Origin of the sequence: Enterococcus sp. 3G1_DIV0629, from assembly GCF_002141285.1 — a bacterium.
GTDB lineage: Bacteria > Bacillota > Bacilli > Lactobacillales > Enterococcaceae > Enterococcus_B > Enterococcus_B lactis.
This window is the reverse complement of the sequence record NZ_NGLI01000004.1, coordinates 153678-173373: the sequence shown is the minus strand read 5'-3', so window position 1 is coordinate 173373 and position 19696 is coordinate 153678. Positions and strand designations below refer to the sequence as shown.

12 protein-coding genes and 1 pseudogene are annotated in these 19696 nt (G+C 31.9%); 1 reads left to right on the top strand and 12 read right to left on the bottom strand.

Going from position 1 to position 19696, the window contains the following annotated elements:
• Positions 1-50 precede the first annotated feature (50 nt).
• The 12 genes and pseudogenes from A5816_RS14980 to wecB all read right to left on the bottom strand — a co-directional run.
• Complete coding sequence (locus A5816_RS14980; RefSeq protein ID WP_086311653.1) at positions 51-1025, bottom strand: N-acetylmuramoyl-L-alanine amidase; 975 nt, start codon at positions 1023-1025, stop codon at positions 51-53.
• A 79-nt stretch (positions 1026-1104) separates the two neighbouring features.
• On the bottom strand, positions 1105-1239 hold the full coding sequence (locus A5816_RS14975; RefSeq protein ID WP_256926102.1) for a phage holin: 135 nt from the start codon (positions 1237-1239) through the stop codon (positions 1105-1107).
• Between the two features lie 230 nt (positions 1240-1469).
• Complete coding sequence (locus A5816_RS14970; RefSeq protein WP_086311688.1) at positions 1470-1577, bottom strand: XkdX family protein; 108 nt, start codon at positions 1575-1577, stop codon at positions 1470-1472.
• Between the two features lie 560 nt (positions 1578-2137).
• Positions 2138-5977, bottom strand: a complete 3840-nt coding sequence (locus A5816_RS14965) for a botulinum/tetanus family neurotoxin BoNT/En (protein WP_086311652.1) — start codon at positions 5975-5977, stop codon at positions 2138-2140.
• Entirely contained in the window at positions 5964-9539 is a 3576-nt protein-coding gene (locus tag A5816_RS14960) for a tetanus/botulinum neurotoxin (RefSeq protein ID WP_086311651.1), read from the bottom strand. Before A5816_RS14960 ends, A5816_RS14965 begins: the two co-directional genes overlap by 14 nt.
• Positions 9540-9584: 45 nt before the next feature.
• Positions 9585-10823, bottom strand: a complete 1239-nt coding sequence (locus A5816_RS14955) for a TULIP family P47-like protein (RefSeq protein WP_086311650.1) — start codon at positions 10821-10823, stop codon at positions 9585-9587.
• Between the two features lie 27 nt (positions 10824-10850).
• Positions 10851-12320, bottom strand: coding sequence for a TULIP family P47-like protein (locus A5816_RS14950; RefSeq protein WP_086311649.1), 1470 nt, complete (start codon positions 12318-12320; stop codon positions 10851-10853).
• Between the two features lie 75 nt (positions 12321-12395).
• Positions 12396-14759 carry a TULIP family P47-like protein gene (locus tag A5816_RS14945; RefSeq protein ID WP_218777104.1) on the bottom strand — a complete coding sequence of 788 codons (2364 nt, stop codon included), beginning with the start codon at positions 14757-14759 and terminating at the stop codon, positions 12396-12398.
• 42 nt (positions 14760-14801) lie between these two features.
• Positions 14802-15206 carry a hypothetical protein gene (locus A5816_RS14940; RefSeq protein WP_086311647.1) on the bottom strand — a complete coding sequence of 135 codons (405 nt, stop codon included), beginning with the start codon at positions 15204-15206 and terminating at the stop codon, positions 14802-14804.
• A gap of 426 nt (positions 15207-15632) precedes the next feature.
• Entirely contained in the window at positions 15633-15878 is a 246-nt protein-coding gene (locus tag A5816_RS14935) for a hypothetical protein (protein ID WP_086311646.1), read from the bottom strand.
• 275 nt (positions 15879-16153) lie between these two features.
• A complete protein-coding gene (locus tag A5816_RS14930) occupies positions 16154-16582 on the bottom strand; it encodes a phage holin family protein (RefSeq protein ID WP_086311645.1) in 429 nt (142 codons plus the stop codon).
• Positions 16583-16785: 203 nt separating this feature from the next.
• Positions 16786-17313 (bottom strand): annotated as a pseudogene (gene wecB / locus A5816_RS16710) (non-hydrolyzing UDP-N-acetylglucosamine 2-epimerase); the annotation flags it as partial.
• A gap of 853 nt (positions 17314-18166) precedes the next feature.
• On the opposite strand from wecB, the gene A5816_RS14920 reads away from it, so the two are divergent.
• On the top strand, positions 18167-19681 hold the full coding sequence (locus A5816_RS14920; protein WP_086311644.1) for a helix-turn-helix domain-containing protein: 1515 nt from the start codon (positions 18167-18169) through the stop codon (positions 19679-19681).
• Positions 19682-19696 lie beyond the last annotated feature (15 nt).

Genomic DNA, 19696 nt, shown 5'->3' with positions numbered 1-19696 from the left:
TTTTTCTGACTATTGCCCCACTCTCTCTAATCTTAGTATGTTTTTCTTATTTATAGCGTCAAATAGATATCACTAATCCGCACGTCATTCACTGCTCCTTCACCATTAGATTGATTACATCGGCGAAAAATAATATCAATCTTCTTCCCTTTCATCCAGCTAGAATCAAAAGTAACATCAAAACCTAACGCATCGCCACCTTGATATCCGTATGCCTTTTTAACATCCGGACGAGCAATGCCTTGAGATTGGATACGCGTTAATTCTTTAGGTGTCCCGTGTTCCATCACAAGTACGTAAGCGTATGTTCCAAGTGCACCTTGTGGTTTATCAGGAACCAACCAACCAGCCACACGAACTGTTTTGTCTGATACCTTCTTGAAAATATCTAGCTTGCCATAAGCATTTCCCTGATGCGTTGGCGTACTTGCTGATACTTTATCATCATGGTTCTGATCTTCTGTACTACCATCAGGTTTCAATGCAGGATTATCATAGTATTTTTTGATTTGTGAAATAAAGTAATCTTGCATTTGAACAGTGATTGCTGCAGGAACTGCTAACGTAGAATCATAGCCACAATGTTCCATCAGTGAACGTTTAGGACATTCCGTTGCTGAAAATTGATGATGGCATTTGACTGTATCTCGGTTGACTGGCAATCCGTAAAAATGAAAATCTTCTGCTGCTTGCCAGAAAGCATTTTGTTCCGCTTGTAGAAAAACTGCTTTTGGCGTTTCCCGATTTCCACGCACTTCATATCCGATATAACTGTTATTTCCGTCAGAATTAGCGACATGCCAAGCACGATTATAAGTATCTTCTGTCCGAATAATCGTGTTTTCATCACAGTAATAATGAGCAAATCCTGCTTCTAACTGTTTATCTGACATTCGTGCTAAACGATTCATTTCTTGTTCTGCTGTCGTATTTGTCCAAGTATTATGAATGACTACACCCTTCACATCTCCTACACGTCTACCTGCTACGCCACGACATACCGAATTATTGATAATATTGACCATTATTGACTACCTCCATTTTTCTTATAATTTTTGTTGGATACTTACATGATTGTCCCTAAGAATGTCGTCACATATATGATTATTTTGACAGCCACATCAGTGTGTTCATCCCCATAGGGTTTTCCCAATCCACACCTACCAATACAGTGAGTGCTGGCAGAACAACCGATACTACCCATTTGACAATGTCATGCATTGAATTATTTAATTTCATCATTCTTCCTTCTACAGTACTTTTGATATCTTACACATTACTAGAGTATCGTCATTTTATAGATTGTGCTTTTATATCTTTTTTCTCTTGCATTGTTTCTGTTGCATTTCCCATATAAATAAAACCACGAACAAAGTAGTAAAGCTGATTTGTTCAGGATTTGACAAGCAACGATCCTAATAATTTCTCCATGTTTCGCCGTCTTTTTTACAAAATAAAAAGCACATCTCTCAAGATACGCTTTCTTCATTAATAATCTCATCTACTTCTTCGTCCGTAATGCATCCTGGAACAAACTCTCGAACTTGGTCTTCTGTAAAACAGCCCCAGTCAAACATATGGATTGTACAGGTAAAATCCAATACTGCTAATCTCATTTATATTGTATGCTTGCCTACATAAATTCCAATTTAGTATACATTTAGAAGATATATTTTTATTTAATATAGATAGGTGAGGAATGTCCGAATCAGATGACCTACTCCCACTTCAATCTTAAAAAACGTTATTTTTAATAGAGTTGGAGTAGGCCTCATATATGAAATCAACAGCGATCATTTCATTATCTTCAATAAGTAAGACTTGACTGATTTGAATATATTGATAGGCTCCACAATATTAAACGCCCATATAGTACATCAAATATGCTTACGCCTAATAAAATGGAGGAAAAATACTTTGAAACTAATTAGAAATTTTCTATCTTCCTACATTTTAGAATACGTAGTTGTCTCCGCCCCTTTATTGTTAATGATTTATTTCTTAAATCTCTTTCACTGTCCTTTTCATAATTCAAAAATGATCTGATTGGCTAAAATAAATGGGTTATATAAATTTATTGAAATAGTATCTTCTTTATGTGTCTAACAAGACTATAACTATCTATGATGTTTTTTGTTCAGTCCTCTTTCCAACCTTCATCCACGGGAATAAAATACCAATTTCCCGCAGTTTTGGAACTAGTATTATAATTTTCATAATACCAAGCACTAGACCATATCCAGTAAGTACTACCTTTTAAGGTATAATTTAATAAACTCTTGTTACGACCATCATTCATAATTAATTGGCCATAATACAAAGATTGAGAACTTGATCTTGTCCTAAAATAAAGACATAAATCTTCAGCGTGATTATAGGTAGTCACAACGTAAGCACCACTTTCAGGCCTCCATTCTGGCAATTTAAATGGATTAACTACTCCGATATAAAAATCATCAATCTTCAATCTAATATTTTTATTACTTTTCACATGGGGTTCTAAGTTTTTTCCATCAGAGTGAATAGTGATTTTCTGTCCTTGGTATAACTTAGGATATGTTACCTCATGTGTAGGAATTTTTTGAGTACCTAATTCGCTCAATATGATATAATCAAATCCAGACCATGTTCGATATTCTCGCTTTATACCTCTTCCTGGTAAAGTACTAAGTTGCATGTAGTAATCACGATTATACGTTAAGCGTTCACCCCAGACGTCTCTCAAATAAGAACCCTCGAAATATTTCCAATAAAGCCGGTTTACTTCACTATCGGTCAATGCTTTACGATACACATTAAATTGTTCAAAACGTACAAAATAATTAGGGTCAGAATTATCTTGTATACTAAATAAAATAGGCTCCTTAGGATGGCAATTTCCCAGTACAGAAATATCTTTTTGATCTTGTAAGACGCCATTTATATAAAGTCTACTTTTTTCTGAACGCTTGTTTGTAACAGTAATGTGTAGCCAAAAATTCTGTAGCAAATAATTCTTATTTGTCAAGGCAGACCCGCTTGTTAATTGAATTTGATTATTAAATGTATCATGTAAAGTCCAAACAAAGACGCTATCTTGAATCGCTAATTGCCAACCATACTTATTAAATTGTTGGATGATGGTATATTTTTGCCCTCTGTTTCGATTATTCCGAAGCATGGAACATCTAATCCAAATACTTATAGAAAAATCTTCAAAAGCTGTAAAATGAATATTTGGACGAGATTGAATTTCTAGTTTACTGTCAAGTTGGTTATTTAATCGAACTGCTTGATTATCTCTTCCGTTTACAATGTGTAAATTTTCCCCTAGCGTTAAAGGTGTATTTTCTCCAGATAAATCTTGTATCTTCCCGTTATTCACACCAATATTTAAAACTTCACTATCTTGAATATCTATTTCATGTGAGTGAATAAGATCTTCAAATTCGGAAATAGGTAAATCTTCTAAGTTAAAAACTGGTAAGCTAGTAAGTCGTTTTTCTACCTTCTTCTTTAAATCTTTAGCAAGCGATTCACCTAAAACTCCTTGATTTTTATTAATAAAATCATTTACATTTCTCAGTGTTTGTTGGTCAAAAGCAAGAAGCTGTTCTTTTGTTTTGGGTAGCATTTGATTAAGTAAATAGGATTTCGAGCTTTGGATAAGAAATCTTTTAATATTATGCATAGCTTGATCAACAGCATAATACAAAGATTGTAGAGTATCATCGATTGCTTTTTCTAAGAGTTCTTTGTCTTCCTGGTTTCCTCTGTAATTAGCCAATTGATAAGTCATATTCGCTTTGATAGCTTCTACTTGGTGATTTAAAGCTTGATAAGCGTGCAAAATTCTTGTTTCAAATTGAGTATGCACCATCCACCACCACTGTTGTTTTACAAATCCATAAACTTCTTCCCATTTCTCATCTCTTTTATCTAAAACATTATAGACTGTTTGACTTACTTGTTCTTTTTCTAGTTCATCCTCAATGATTGTCAAACCAATTAAAACTGGCAGCGTAAGTTCTGGTATAGCTTCTAACAAAATTGTAACGCCGCCAAGCTCTACGGCCCCCATAAAATCGCCTTTTCTTATATCATTACCAATGTTTAAAATATTTCCTAGATAGGGCACTATCATTGTTACATCAGAAATCTTGTCAAACGTATCTTTTTGTGTGGCTTCCTCTGTAAAGTCTTGGACAATCCCTTTTAGCCATTGATAGAACATCATACCATTAGCAATACCTGTTCCGGCTTCGTTTATGCGAGAAGCTGTATTTTCAAATACAGTATACACTTTTTTAGAATCAAACAATGCCTCTTCCATATTTGTAGTAAAAACTACTTTTGTTTGAGTTGGCACAACTTCTTTGCCTATCTTTTGTGCTTCCAGAAAATGAAAAGTGGTGTAATCATCTACATATACAGTTCTATCTTCTGATATAACCGGCACATCTTCATCTGTTTCAAGCGGATCTTCTACAGTTATAATAGGAACCGTAGAGGTGAAATTAATTTCTTTGGAAAAGTCATAATTACTTAATGTTGAATCAAGAATTGTATCGGCTCCCTTCTTTGCCTTATAAGATACAGGGCCAACCGATGGTTCAGAAAAATCTGTGTCAGTGAATGAATCTTTCGAACTCATTATAAATAAATCGTCCTCTAAAATTTCAATACAGCTACTTAACCCTCGTTGTGAAGAGAAATGTGGATTAGGGCAAGCTCTTACGACTGCTCCTCGAGCCAAAGCACTTATCTTTCGAAAATAACTTTGAGAGACAGACTGCCCCTTGAATCCTTTTGAAAGATGATTAAATCCTTTGTCTATTGTATAGACATTCGGGGATAAAATATCCACTTGAACTATATTTTCTACTTTGGGAACCAAATAGCGAGCACGTGTTAAGGCCTTTAGATTTTCAGCAAACATAGTTTCATTCATGACCATCCATAAATCTCTAATATCTTTTTCTAGTTGAGTATCGTCGAAAAAGAACTGTCCTAATGTTCCCTTTAACGAAGGATATTTAGACTGCAGACACTGAAGCATCTCATCATGAGGATCTGTTATTTTATTTATAATAGGTTCTACAGTTGTCTTAATTAAATTTAAAATACCTGGTATCTTTTTATCTATTTCACTTTTAATAACTTTAACATCTTCTCCACCAAAGGTCATAACTTCTTCAAAATTTACAGCCTCTTTGCTACTAAACCAACTACTAAACAAACTATTAGGATTTGAATTAAATTCCCAACTACCAACATTTCCTAAATCAATACCATAGAGAGCGTGAAGCCCGTGACATAATTCATGAATAAGTGTAACGGCAGGATCTGGAACAAATTCTTGTACACTTTTATCTACTAAGGAATTTTTATTAGTCAGCTTAGTGGAATAAGTTTTATGATACATGGGACTAAAATAAATTTCTGCCATGCACCCTCTCCCCGTCTCGCGACTCTTGGTTAGGGCTTTTGAACCTTTTGCCATCAGATCTGGACCAGGTCCATAAATAATAATATGTGCTCGCCTGTGTTTAAGAACATTCCCCTTATCATCCATCTGTTTAATAACTTGTGTGGTACCCATTGCGACATCGCCATTTGATTCATAAGGCACAGGTATACTACGGGATAATAAATTTAAAAATTGCTGACCTTCTTGGGTAGAATTGATTCGTTTAAACAGAAGTATCATTTGTTGTAAAAATACTTCTTTCTCAGCATCACTTTGCAAATAAGTAGGATCATAATAACTACTTCTTGATGGATTTGCTGGTGCATCTAAGTTTTTCATTGTTGAGTAAAACGTATAACGCTCTGGTACGACCCAAACATTAGGAAAAACCTGAAAAGCTTTTAAATCAGGTACGTTATGATTGATAAACTGATCATCAACCTCAAGATCATAAAGCGGAATTCTCATATTAATAATATTATCTTCATCAATTGGATCACTATAATGTAAGTCATTAATTGTTACCATTCCTATTTTCCTCCTTTTCTAGATTCCAATAAAAGACATTTTTTAACTCCCTATCTATATATTCTGGATTTACAACTTCTAGCATATTTTGATTGTTCTGCTTAGGAGATAATTTGATATAGTAGTTATTCATATTTTTAAAGCACAAATAGGTGAAGCTATTTGGATAAGAGAATAAAGCGCTTGTCCAGATTGTGGCTTGACTTCTATCTTCGGTTAAAACAATCATTCCATCCGTTTGAATTGTGAGATACTTTTCTGTTTCTTCTTGAACAAGCTCAATAATAAATACATCACTTGATTCTATAATAGTTTTCTTGTTGTCCTCTAAAATTTGAAATTTTAAGGATACTGTCTGCTTTTCATTTTCTTGAATTCCCAGGAAACTACCCTCTAATACTGTCACCTTTTGTAAAGGATTTACTTTATTGCTTAACAAGTAAGGTTGATTAAAAAAGAGGGGCATTCCGTTCTTGTCTCGAAGGAATTCATCAGAAAAGTCTGATTGATATCGTTCGTATATATCTAGTTGTGAAAAAGCTACCGAATCAATTTTCAACTCATCAAGTTCCAATTTGACATCACCGGTTACCTGAATCATTAATAAATTTAATGCTCCTAAGCAATTTATATTCGCTAAATCTTCACTTCCCACTGCTTTTCCATCAATATATAAGATTACTTGATTTAAGATTCGATTAACACTTATATCTACCTTACGCCAGCCTGAATTAAGGGATTGGAAAGAAATAATCGATTGATGATTCCCTAAAATGTCTTGCATATCAAATGTGAGGTATCCGTCTACAAACCCAACCTGCCAATAAAATTCTTCACTACCACATTTTAATAATGCTGTAGTTAATTCACCTTCTATATGTCTTATCCAGAATGAAATCGAAAAACTTTGCAATAAGTCAAATGATAGTTTTTTATTTTGAACTTCAATAGCTCCCCATTGAGAATCAAGAGGAATAACAGGTGATAAAGTACGTCCCTCTGGAAACTTGCTTGAAATAGAATAATGAATAGATTCACTATTGTATGTCTGATCGCTAATAGAATCTACATTGTCCTCTTGATTAGGTACTGACTGAGCTATTAGGTGGCATAATTCAGTTTCTTGTCCTTCCAAAGAAAACGGTGCTTGATACTTAAAATCAATAAAGTCACGTAACATCTGTTCATTCAAGCAACTCTCATAATCAATGTCAGTAAACTGAAATTGTGCTATAACTTGCTCTTTTTCTTCATCGGATAACAAATTCCCGTTTTTAGATAAATAAGTGGTTAATGATTGATTCATTGACTTCCCAACTTCTTCAGCTGTTTTTAAATATTGAAGATAGAAATTTTCTTTGTATGCCAAAAGAACCAAATCTTCTAAAAAGTGGTTGACGTTTTCTAAAGAACTTTGCATCCACTTAGCAGTTCTATTAGTTTGTAAAGTCACTTGTTCCCCCATTCTTTCAATTTGTGTTGGAGTTAAAACTCCCTCTCCACTCATATATAAAAGCGCATTGTTGATTAATGTCAAATATAGGGATTGCTGATGAGCTAACGCACGACGCACAAAATAAAATAATTGTACAAATTGGCTATACTCTTTTACCCAAAATTGCTGAACTGTAAATTGATGAAGAGCATTCAAAAATCGCTGACCTTTTTCATAATAGGTAGATAATTTTGTTTTTATTTCTTCATAAGAAAGGGGTTTGTCATCGTCTGTTAGAGAAGGATGATAACCTAGGCTTGGTGACTCCCAGTTTGCCTTTTGTATAAAAGCAAATGCACCTTCTTTTCTGAGTGTTTCTTCTATACCATCTTCGTTATTAGCAATATTTATTGCTTGTGAAATCCAAGGAATATAATAGGAAAGAGATTCTACTTTTGTTTGGTGGGTATCAATAATATCCCAATAAAAAGCATTGCTCAGTTTTTTAAGCCAATTATAATAGTCAGTTTCTGATTGCAACATTTCAAACGGATTTTCACTTAAAAATTGATAAAAACGAAAAAGAAATGTATATGAAAAGTGATCGTTTTTTACAGCTGTTGTAAAATTATTCGTTACATATTTTGTAACGAAATCATTTTTTTCTGTTCGAATCTCTTGGGCTTTAAGATAGTGTAAAGGAAGCGGATTTTCAACTTCAATAGATACGGTTTCTTTAGCCTGAGGAACGTCTGGTACAAGATGAGTAGGAACAAACCAATCATCAATTTGCTGTAATGTTAATGTTAAGGGAGCAAGCTCTTCTATTTTTTGCGTATCTACTAATAAATGTACACGTTCAGGTGATTGGACGTTGAACCCTCCTTCTTGCCCATCATCCACCCGATAATCGTTGTAATAGTCGTCTTGATGCTGTAATTTATCATCATAATTCAACACTGTAAAATTAGTATCAGCTAAAGTAATTTTTTGAATAGGCAAATCTACTACATTTTCGACTATTTCAATTTTTCCTAAATCTAAATAATGATGAATATTTTGTCCCTTAGTAAAACCACTTTCATTATACGTTTGCGGATAGTTCAATTTATATATAGCGTTTCTTTCCCATGCTGATAGAGATGCTGTAAAGCTAGGTGGTGCAAATATTCCTAAGTTTTGCTTTAGCTTACTTAAAGATATATTCCATAAATCATTAATTGAAACAGAAAATTTTTGCTCTAAGTACTCTTTCAGAGGGCTATCTAAAGCTCCCCTTTCCACCATATCTTGAAAGCTTTGTTTACTCGCTGTATAATACTTATCAGCTTCTTCAAAATAGGTAGTATCTAACCAAACACCTTGCTGAAAAGCAGCTAATGAGTCTTCTGGACCATTGATGAGAATTTCTTCTAGCGTAACCATCGATAACATTTGATTAGCTACATTTTGTTTATAAGGTAACTTTAAATCGACTGGTGGAGTAATACCATATAAACGATACATTGCTTTTAAAAGACCTTTAATAAAAGCTAAAACTGGATCTTCTAAAAAATCACCATATTGATGGACGTGAAACGGGTTAAAAGCTATTTCACAAGTAGAACCCATACCAGAATGACTATTTTCATCACTCAGTTCATAGACTTTCGTCTCTGTTAAATTTGCTCCGGGTCCATAAATGACAATGTTTGCTCCAAAAAATTTATTAGTAGGCATATTATCTTCGTCTAACCCCATTAAGCTTTCATCAAACTTATAAGCAGTAAAATCTGCGTTTACACGAGGCAAGGGCAAGCTACTACTAAGCAGTGTCAAAAATTCAGCTCCCTGAGGTACACTGTTTAACCGTTTCAATAAAATCACAATAGCGTTTAAAAAATCTTGTTTTTCTTCATCACTTTTCATAAAAGAAGAATCATAAATGCCCTGGTCAATCTTGTTTTTATCTAATACATCAAGTTCTTCTATATAATACCTCTCAGGTACAACCCAAATATGTTTTGCTACTTGAAAAGCTTTTTTATACGTAGCTTCTCCCTCTGAATTTTTTCTTGGTGTAATTAATTTAATTATATCTTTTCCATCTATTGGATCTGTCACTTGGAACTTATCTCGAATGATCATTTTATCCTCCTACCTTATTATAGATGTCACTATTTTTTACTATAATTAGTTTAATTTATTTTTTATATAAAAATTAACATCTAACCCTACTTCATTTGGGATTGCAGAATTAATTAGGTTATTGCTTAATGTATGCTTTATTTGAGGAATAAGTTGTTGTTGTAGTACATTCAAAATATACCAAGGAAGAGTAACAGTTAAATTTTCCAAAATATACAACATTTTGCTATTACCTTTATGATCAGTGCTAATTTGAGGAGAACTTGTTGTTTTATCGAAATAAATGCTTCGACTATTACGATCAAATACAAAGAGAAATTCATCTACTAGTTTAAATGTTAATTCTGCATAGTCTACATAACAATCTGCCTTACCTTGTATAGATATTCTCAGATTATTATTTTCTATATCCGCATATAAATTATCGAATGAGAGCTCAAACAAATAAGGAATACACGTTGGATCCTCAAAAGGCGTTTCCTGAATACACAGTGCTCCTCTCTGAAATATAAATATAGGATAATCAGTTAATGTAATTACTCCCGTAGAAGTAGAAGTTGGTTGCACATAAAACTGTTTTTCATCAGACAAAATACCTTTAATAATAGGTAGTATCTTCTCTTGACAAGAAGGTAGAATAAAATACTCTAAAAAATATTTTTGTGATAGTAGAATATATTCGTTATTAACATGATCTAGTAAATTACTATCAAGCGCTGTTTTTAACTGACTAATGTCACGTTCAGTAACAACAGCAAATGTTACAAAATATTCATCTTCTTGATTGGTAGCAGCATAGTAAGCAAATTTGTAATTGACAGGAGTCAACCACGGTTCAGTAGGTGAATAAAGAAGGCTAGCTAGAACCTTACCTATATTATCTTTGTTGAAATTAAATAATTCTTCCATATATGATTTAATCACATAATAGGAGGTTTTTTTTGAATCTAGCACCCCATTTACATCTAAATTTATAATATTCACGTCTGACTTTGTTGTTTGAGTAAGCGTATCTAAATTCACTTCAATTTCTGGACAAATTCCATTTAAAGAGCCATTAAGTCCCCCTGTGATAGTTCCTGCTTCTACATTTAATGCTAGACGCAATAGCTTATTAGAACCACCATCGACAATCCTCCACTCTTTGAAGTCTAAGTAAATATTTGTACCATCAGTATTTTGATAAACGAAAGTAACAACATTTTGATTCAAAAAGTTTTTTAACCGTTGATTAACTACTTTATTTGTCATTACATAAACAAAATCCCAGTCGTATATCTCCATCATAATACCTCCTAGTATATTAAATGATTATAAAGTAAGGGAACCGCCTAATTGTAGTGGACCAACTAAGCCCGCTTGTTCTATTTTAAAAACATCGGCAGCATTCCATATAACTTGTGAAGTAGTATTATCTAATAACATACCAATACTAGGAGCATCAACACTATTAATATTATGAGCAATTCCATAAGCTAATGCTAAACCCCCAGCTAATAAAAATGCGACAACGACAGCAACAACATAGCCAATAGTACCTGTTGCAATCCCAACAATTATACCCACTAACGCTACACCTATTCCTATGATCCAATCAATAATAGTTGGCATATCCCCTTCATATTCGTGATGAACGGTAATCGGTTCTCGCGCTTCTACATATTCAAGTGTTTGTTTTCCATCTCTTTTTTCACTGAGCTTAATTTTATAAAAATGTGTTGTTTCGCATGTAGCAGAAGCATTACTTGGAAGATTAGCCCGCGTATAAGTGTACATTTGAACTTCTTGATCTACTAGTTTTATTTCCAATTGTTCAATAATGGGTGTAAATGTAATACCTTCTTGTTTTTGTTCTTCCAAAATAATATTCTTATCAGCTTTTAAACGTACAGCATATTGATAAAAACCATTGTCACTTATGCTCTCATGGAGTTCAAAGTCTTCTAATTCAGTAGACGGGAACTGTTTAGGGATAGTTGGTAGAATAACTTCTTCTAGTAACCTTTTTTCATGGATCAAAAAGCCAGACTGCGAACCTTTTGGTATCGCTTGTGCATCTACTGCTTGTTCTTGTAAATCCCCTTTTCTGCCATCGGTCATACAAAGTACACCTAAAACACTATTCTCACAAGTAGCATTTTCAATAGGCTCACTATATGCATAGTCAACGTAGCTTGGGCGCGCCCATTGCCATGGTTCCTCATCATCAATATAATTATTTAAATTTACTGTGTTAAATACATGTACAAATTGATCTAAATGTTCATTTAGCCACATCATTAAGCTAGCATCTACAAATCCTTTAATCATCTCTGGAGAAGGGATAATACCACTACCATCCACTTCCACATCTTCATTCTGATAAATAATATTTGTCGAAACAACAGCTGGATCTGTGTTGCTCAGTCCATAAGTTCGTATCTTTAATTGTTTTTTTGTAATTGCTTCTTTTTCTTGTTCTGGGTGTGTCAGGTAAACAAGTTTCACTTCGATATGATAAGCAAGTTTTTTGATTTTTAATGGTTGATTTGGTTTGTCACTACGCGTATACGTAAAGTCAGTAACCGGTAAACTCATTTTTACAATTTTACCACTACCTCCGGGAATAATTTCCCAACTGTCAAAATTTCCTGTTACTGTAGCATCAGGAATAAAATCATCAGCAGGAATATACTTTTCAAAGACTTTCGGACTCGTTTGCTGATGATTAATTGCTTGATTAATAATATTAATAGGTGCCGCAAAAACTGTATCCCAGTTAAAAGTTGATACATTTCTCATTCTTTTATCCTACCTTTCTTTAATAATACGAAAGGGAAATTAGCAGAAATTTCCTTATTTCCCTTTCACAATTCATTATTTTAAATTACCACACATTAACATAGCGCCTTGCATCTTAATATGATCAAGCACAAATTCGCTATCGTCTGGCCATTGAATAGCTCCTAAAGTAGTAAGAACAAACTCATTAATTTCAGGCAAGCTTTCAAAGTTATCTTCTTGTACTAGTTCAATAATATCATTAACTACTACAGGAATAGATCCTCCTACTCCACCAAGAATAGCTCCTCCGATTAGTTTAAAAGCAGGATTAACCAATCTTTGCATCAATGGAAGGGATTCTGTCGTTATATTATAAATAGCAGAAGACCCATTGCTGATTAACCTCATGTTTCCTCCTGTGTTACCTACTTCTTGTTCTATTTCCCTGATAAGCGTCGTTTCAGTCAGTTCAATCGCTTCCGCAAATTCGCTGCCTGCAGCACTTGCAACTTCACCTGCCGCCTCACTTAATCCAGCAGCTCCACTCTCTATACCTGCCATTAATCCACCTTCTTCAGCCGCTGCATCAGCTGCTGAGCTGCCTAGGCGCCCCAAAAATTCCCAAAAGGCTGTTCCCACTAATTTCGATGCAACAAATGAACCCAGCGCTCCACCTGCTATACCCGCAGCAACACCTATAGCTATACCAGCTAGTATATTAATCAACATATCTTTGTCTCTACGCCATTGCTCAATGTTAAAATCAAAAGTATATGCTACTTCTCCACTTTCTATTGGCACAAAAACCTTTTTGTTTGGATCAGATTCCTTACTTTTAGTAGTGAATTCGAATCGTTGATTATAATTTACATGGCCTTCAATACCATCTTTTTCAAACACCATGTCACGAATATCCATAACGATTAAATTTGTATCTTCATCAATTTTAACGGTAAAATTATTTGCACTAATTTTAGCTTGTGCGCCTTCCCAACCATCATCTGATAATGTTGCAAAAGGAATTTCAACATTATTTTGAAATCCATGACCACTACTAATTTCATCAAATTGTTCATTAGTTCCTATCTGCATTTTATATACAGCTTGCTTAAGCCAGTTTTGTGCAAAGATGGGATAATCCAAAGCTACTACACTTGGATGATCATCATCGATGTTTGCTGCTTCTAAAATTAATGAGTCAACAAAAGCTTTATTATTTCCTGGATCATGATTGTTTACCATATTTAAACAAGCAAACGTACTTTTTTTCAATGCTTCTTCATATTCAGGAGTACCTTCATCTGGCTCATTTTCTCCTGAGTATTTTTCAGGTATGGAAACGGCATAAGAAGTATAAGTCGGTTTTAACCACTGGAAAGTCTCATCACTAGCGGTTTGATTTAATTGAAAATAGGAAAAAACTTGCAACATCTGGTCAAGGTTTTCTAAGAACCACTTTTGTATATAAGAATTAACAATTGCTAATTGTGTTTGAGGTATATCTTCAGGTAGTTTAGTAGAAGGTACACTAATCACCGGATCTACACCTTCTTTTTGTTGTGTTGGTGGCACAAGTTTAAAATATTGACCATTATTTTCTCCCGTAGGATCTTGGGCGCTATTTTGTTCATCAGTCACTCTATCTAACTTAAATTGCGTTCTAATATAGTAGGTATCTGAATCTGTCACTTCAAAACTTACAGGTTTGTCATTTTTAGTGATAGTTATATTTGATGACTGATCAAGCATAACTTTAAAATCCAAATAGGCACTTTCGCCTTTTAAAGTAGCTTGCCAATCATGAAAAGATAAATCAAAATCATATTTCCATGTATCTCCCCAAGGATCATTTTCATCTTCTGAAAAATATGTCTGTTGAATCAAGCTAGGAAATAGATTCTCTTTAGAAATTATCTCATTCAATTGCTGATAAGAAGTTGCGTAAACCGTATCCCAATGATCAAGAGTAATATTTGTATTTTCCTTTATTTCTATACTTTCAATTTGTTGTACTACCTTTGCAAATCTGTTCTTTTTCTTATTTAAATATTGACCTGTAAAACTAGTTAATAGACCAGATAAAAAAGGGTTATTACTTGTATATGACGTTCCATCAACCCAAAACCATTCAGAATCTAATAATTGTAATTGATTTAAATCTTTAGCTAATTTTAAGCGCACTGTTAATTTCACCCATGCATCTTCTAATCCCACTGATTCTCCGTTCTCACTAATAATTTTTGCATTTGCTAAGTGCCCCTTTAACTTCAAATGTTTAGCAGAACTATCTTTATGCAAAATCTCCCAACTATCCCATTCTCCTGTTAATTTATAGCCAATTTCTTCATCTATCATTATGCGTTCGTCAATTCGCTCTATTTTTTTGTCAAACAATCTCTTTTTATGTTCTTTTTCCCAGTCTACCTTTACTAATCTTCGTGCGTTTGTTGAATTCAATGTCATTTTCCTTTCTTTTTTAAGATTACTTAATAATAATTATCACAGCAAAATTTCTTCTCTATCAATAAATAGCTCTTTTACCAATTGTCGTAAGAAAGCTTGAGTAGTAAAACCAATATCCGTAGTAGATAAAATTCGGAGAATTTTTAAATCATATAAGTTTCTTCTGTCTGGCGTTTCTAAACTATCCAATTCTATTAAAGAGAATTCTTTTTGAATATCTACATTTTCTTTGTCTTTAACAAAAAATTTTTTCAAAGCAATAAACACTTCTATATAGGGTATTTCAATGTATTTTTCTCCGATAGCTAAATTGCTATTAAAAAAAGTAACTTTTTTTACAAAATAGTCTGGTAAAGTTTTTTCATCCATCAATGTCTCAATTTGGATTTCTTCTGTAATCCACTTTATCTGATCTTGAGAAATTTCTACATTCAATTTCATTTTTTCACCTCCTTTCTCTTGAATTTTTCATACATTAACACAGCACCTTACAAAGTTATATGCTCCAATTCAAAGAAATCCGTCTGGATCCAATAAATTGTTTGGTTTAGATATAATTAACTAAAATCATTCTATTGATAAACGTCTAAACCTTTTTCTAAAGGATCTGACACATTTGAAACAATACCTGAACAAAGCCTACCTCTTATCAATTTACTTTTAATTAATGATATTTTGTGAAAATGGTAGCTATATACTGGTCGCGTTTTCAATCCGAGCTATTCTTGTATCAATTTCTTGAAAATTAGTCTCTGTATTCTCTCTAAACATCACCTCCTCTCTTAATACTCTTAAAATAGTATCGCTTAACTATTCTTCTTCCGATATTTCTCCCAAAGCTTTCTCAAAGTCATTCCACATTAAATCTTAATTATCAGATGAGTTAATGATCATCACAACTGAATCAGAAATTACATTTTCAACAACATCTTTTCTAAAGATTTGAATAGGTCTCTTTAATTCCTCCCCTGCAAATTCTCCTACGGAACATCCTAGTACTCCAGTTGCAATCCCTAATCCTATTCCAACAAAGATACTCATCAGCATATCTTGTATTCTTTTCCAATCTTCAATTTTGTATCCGAATCGAAGTTCCAGTTTTTCTTTTTCCACAATAGCTATTACTTTGCTTTATTTTGCGCAATGAAATCAAATAACTGCATATAATCCACATGAATTTCTATATCATCTTTAAAGTATTATTTATATACAATCGTCACTAAATACCATATCCCTCATTGTTAACAGATACCTCAGTTGGTATTAGTATCATAATTACTTTTCATAGTTCAAATATTCACATAAAAGGTTAAAATCAATCACTCTACAAGTGTAATATGTCATTTAACAATAACAACGGAGTCGGCAACTTAGTATACTGTTATTACCTATTTCACCTCTTTTTCTTCATATTCATTCAATTTTTTCTTTTTGTTAGTTAGATCATCCTTACTGCATCTATTTAAAAAATTTTGAAATAAGATAACATCAATTCCTAATTTTCTATAATTTTCTAAAATTGATTGAATTTCCATAATTAAATATCCAGAGTAGAGGACATAAAGTAATCCCGTACCTGTTTTTCCTGGAATAAGCACTGATAGTGGGATAAAGAATATTAGTAATATTAAGGCAGCAATTTTCTTTAAAATTCCATTAATTCCTATTTGTGTTTGAAAATCGATTCCTGGATTCACCTTTGCTGCAAAAACGCCTGACAAAAAATCGATAATCATCGCGCAACAAATCATTGCTAGAATATACATATGATTAATTTCTAATCCAATATAAGTAAGTTGTTCTTGTATCTTGTCCATAAAGTCCTCCTTATAATATATTAAACTGCATACAGTTGCTCATTAAAAAAATTTAAATGTAGTAGTCTCTAAAACTTCACTGACAGGTAGTACATACTAGACTAAGTAATGAACGTCTATAATAGATATATCAAATAAAATCTTCTTTTTATGCTCAAAATTCAGATTAATTGTATCCTATTTTTGAATATTATTTTTACATGTGTATCTCTTAGTACCAAAACTGGCACTCCTAAAGAAAGCGCTTCTTCTTGAATACTACTTGAATCTGTTAAAATCATATAACTATGCTCAATGAAATTATGAAAACCAAATACATCTAAAGGTTCAATTAAATACACATTGGAGAGATCGCGAAGTATTGCTATCACTTTTTCTCTTACTTTTGGATTACGATGTATTGGAAAAATAAATTTAATATCAGTTCTTTCTTCTGCAATTCTATATATCGAGCAGCAAACGTTCTCAAAAGGTTTCCCAAGATTTTCTCTTCTATGCATTGTAACAATAATCATTTTTTCATTTTTGGTAAATATTGATGACTATAATCTTTTTGAATTGTATATTTCATTGCATCAATTGCTGTGTTTCCAGTAACATATATTTTATTATTTGGGAGATTTTCTTTTTCTAAATTTTCTTTACTTTTTTGTTGGCGCAAAATAAAGATCACTTAAAATATCTGTCAATTGTCAATTATCTTCTTCAGGAAATGGAGAACGCTTATTCCAAACGTAGACTTTTAACAATAAAATAATCAATATTTATAGTACGAATAATAATATTATCATTGATGATTTTAGGATTTGTTTCAAATTGAGTAAGTTCATAATTTAATTCGTCAATAATTTTCTTTATTCTTAATTCACTAATACCTATAAAAGAAGTTAGTTCCGTTAATATAATATTTTGGGACAAGAAATAAATCCTGATGAAGAGATTGAAGGAGATCTTTATTTCGATTTAGATAAAAAAGATGACGTAGACCAATCGGTCTATTTCTTATGCGATCAAAAACATATTGTTTGGAATATAAATAGTAACTAAATCATAATACTGACCAGTAATTTAAGCGCTGGTCTTTTCATTTTGTTTAAACCATATTCCCCTTTAAACTTTTGCTAACCTTAAAAAAGATGTTTATACCACTTTATAATCCATAAAAAAGCTTTATATTGTCGAATATTCATTGTGTATAATCTAAATATGTAATCTATTAGTCAATAATTGTTTCTTCAATTTTAAAAGTACAACCTGAACAATCTTATCTTAATAAATAAGGGCCTATTTTAGCAGAATAATTTTTCACTGTACACATAACCAGTAATATTATTTGCTTTGCAGGCTCAAACGATAAAAAAACACATGCAACTTGAGTTACTTGTGTTTTTTTTTTATTAGTAAAACTTCTATTTAGTAATCTGTATCTATTAAAGATATGCTAGTTATATTTTAATTTATCTTATCAATATCAGGATTTAAATATTCCACATAACGAACTTAAAATGTTTGTACGTTTGATATTGTTTTAATTATGTAATAAATAGTTAATTTAAAATAAATCTTACAAAAAAGAGGGATAAAATGGATATCAACCATCTTTATGGGAAAAATATCAAGAAAAAAATTACATTAATCAATATTCTATATAATAAGCATGATTGGGTTACAACAAATGAACTTGCTAAACAAGCTAAACTAGATAGAAAAACAGTATTAAAATATGTAACGGAACTTGAAAAAGATATAGAGTTATTTGATCATTCAAAAATCTATATCAGTTTTTCTAAAGGACGGGGAACGATCTTAAATGCTGATAATCCTTTAATAATTCAAGAATTTATTTTATGGCTGATAAAAGAAAACATCGCCATAAAAATAGTTCATACTCTTTTTTTTGAGAGCAGTTTAAATATCACAACTTGGTCTTATGAAAACTATGTAAGTGTTTCAACTGTTAGAAGAACAATTAATGAATTAAATAAAAATTTCAAACCATTAAATATTAATATTACTTCTAAAAAATCTACTTATTATATTTCTGGCGAAGAAAAAGATATTCGCTATATGTTTTACGCATTTTTTTGGAATACTTATAAGGGAATACATTGGCCTTTCAAAAATATTTCAAAAAATAAACTTAATGATTTATTAAAAGATATAAGTTCAGTTTATTCCACTTCTTTTAGTATCCAAGGCGAAGAACAATTACGTTTTTTTATGGCTGTTAACATAACTAGATATTTTCAAAATCATCATATTTGTCTAGAACAATTTAATTCAAATTATAAAATTATAAATTTAAATATAATGAATAATTCTAAGATAAACAACATAATTAAAAAACACTTTCTTATTTCTGATTCAGAAATTCATTTTTTGTTATTTTATTTTCAGACTAATGGTTCTTTCTATAGTCGTTTTGTTAAAGAGATGAATATATTAGCTTTACATCAGAAACATCACACTGAAAGTTATCGATATTTTCAAATATTTAAAGATGAGTTTATTAGATATTTTGACTTAGATATTAACTCATTATCCAAAAATGATAAAAAAAGATTTGAAACCAGTACTTTTTCAATACATTATAAAATATCTCTCTTTCCACAGATTGATAAAAATCCTATTGAAGAGGATTATACCTTTGAATTGTTGTATCCAAAATTATTGAAACATATTGAAAACTTTATGATGGTAATGTATAACGAGACAAAAAATTGCATTTTTTTAAATAACTCGTTTTTAAGAAAAAAATATTCTTTGCTTTATGAAATTTTTCATCCACTTCATTTTTTAGAACAAAAAATTTTCATATATTTTGAAGCCGATTATCCTTTGATGATTCGTTGGTCATTAAAAAAACATTTAGAATCAATAATAAGCACATATTTTAATGTCAGCATTTATTCTATTGATGAACTAGAAAACTATAAAATTCCATATGAAGATATTGACTTAGTAATTTCTACAATTCCAACTAATACACAATCACATAAATTTCAGAATAGTTCATTCATATATTTAAATTATAAAAATAGATTCACTAGTTACGATATACAGTTAAAGAATAGCCACTTAACTTTTTTATTCTATTAAAATATTATAGATAGT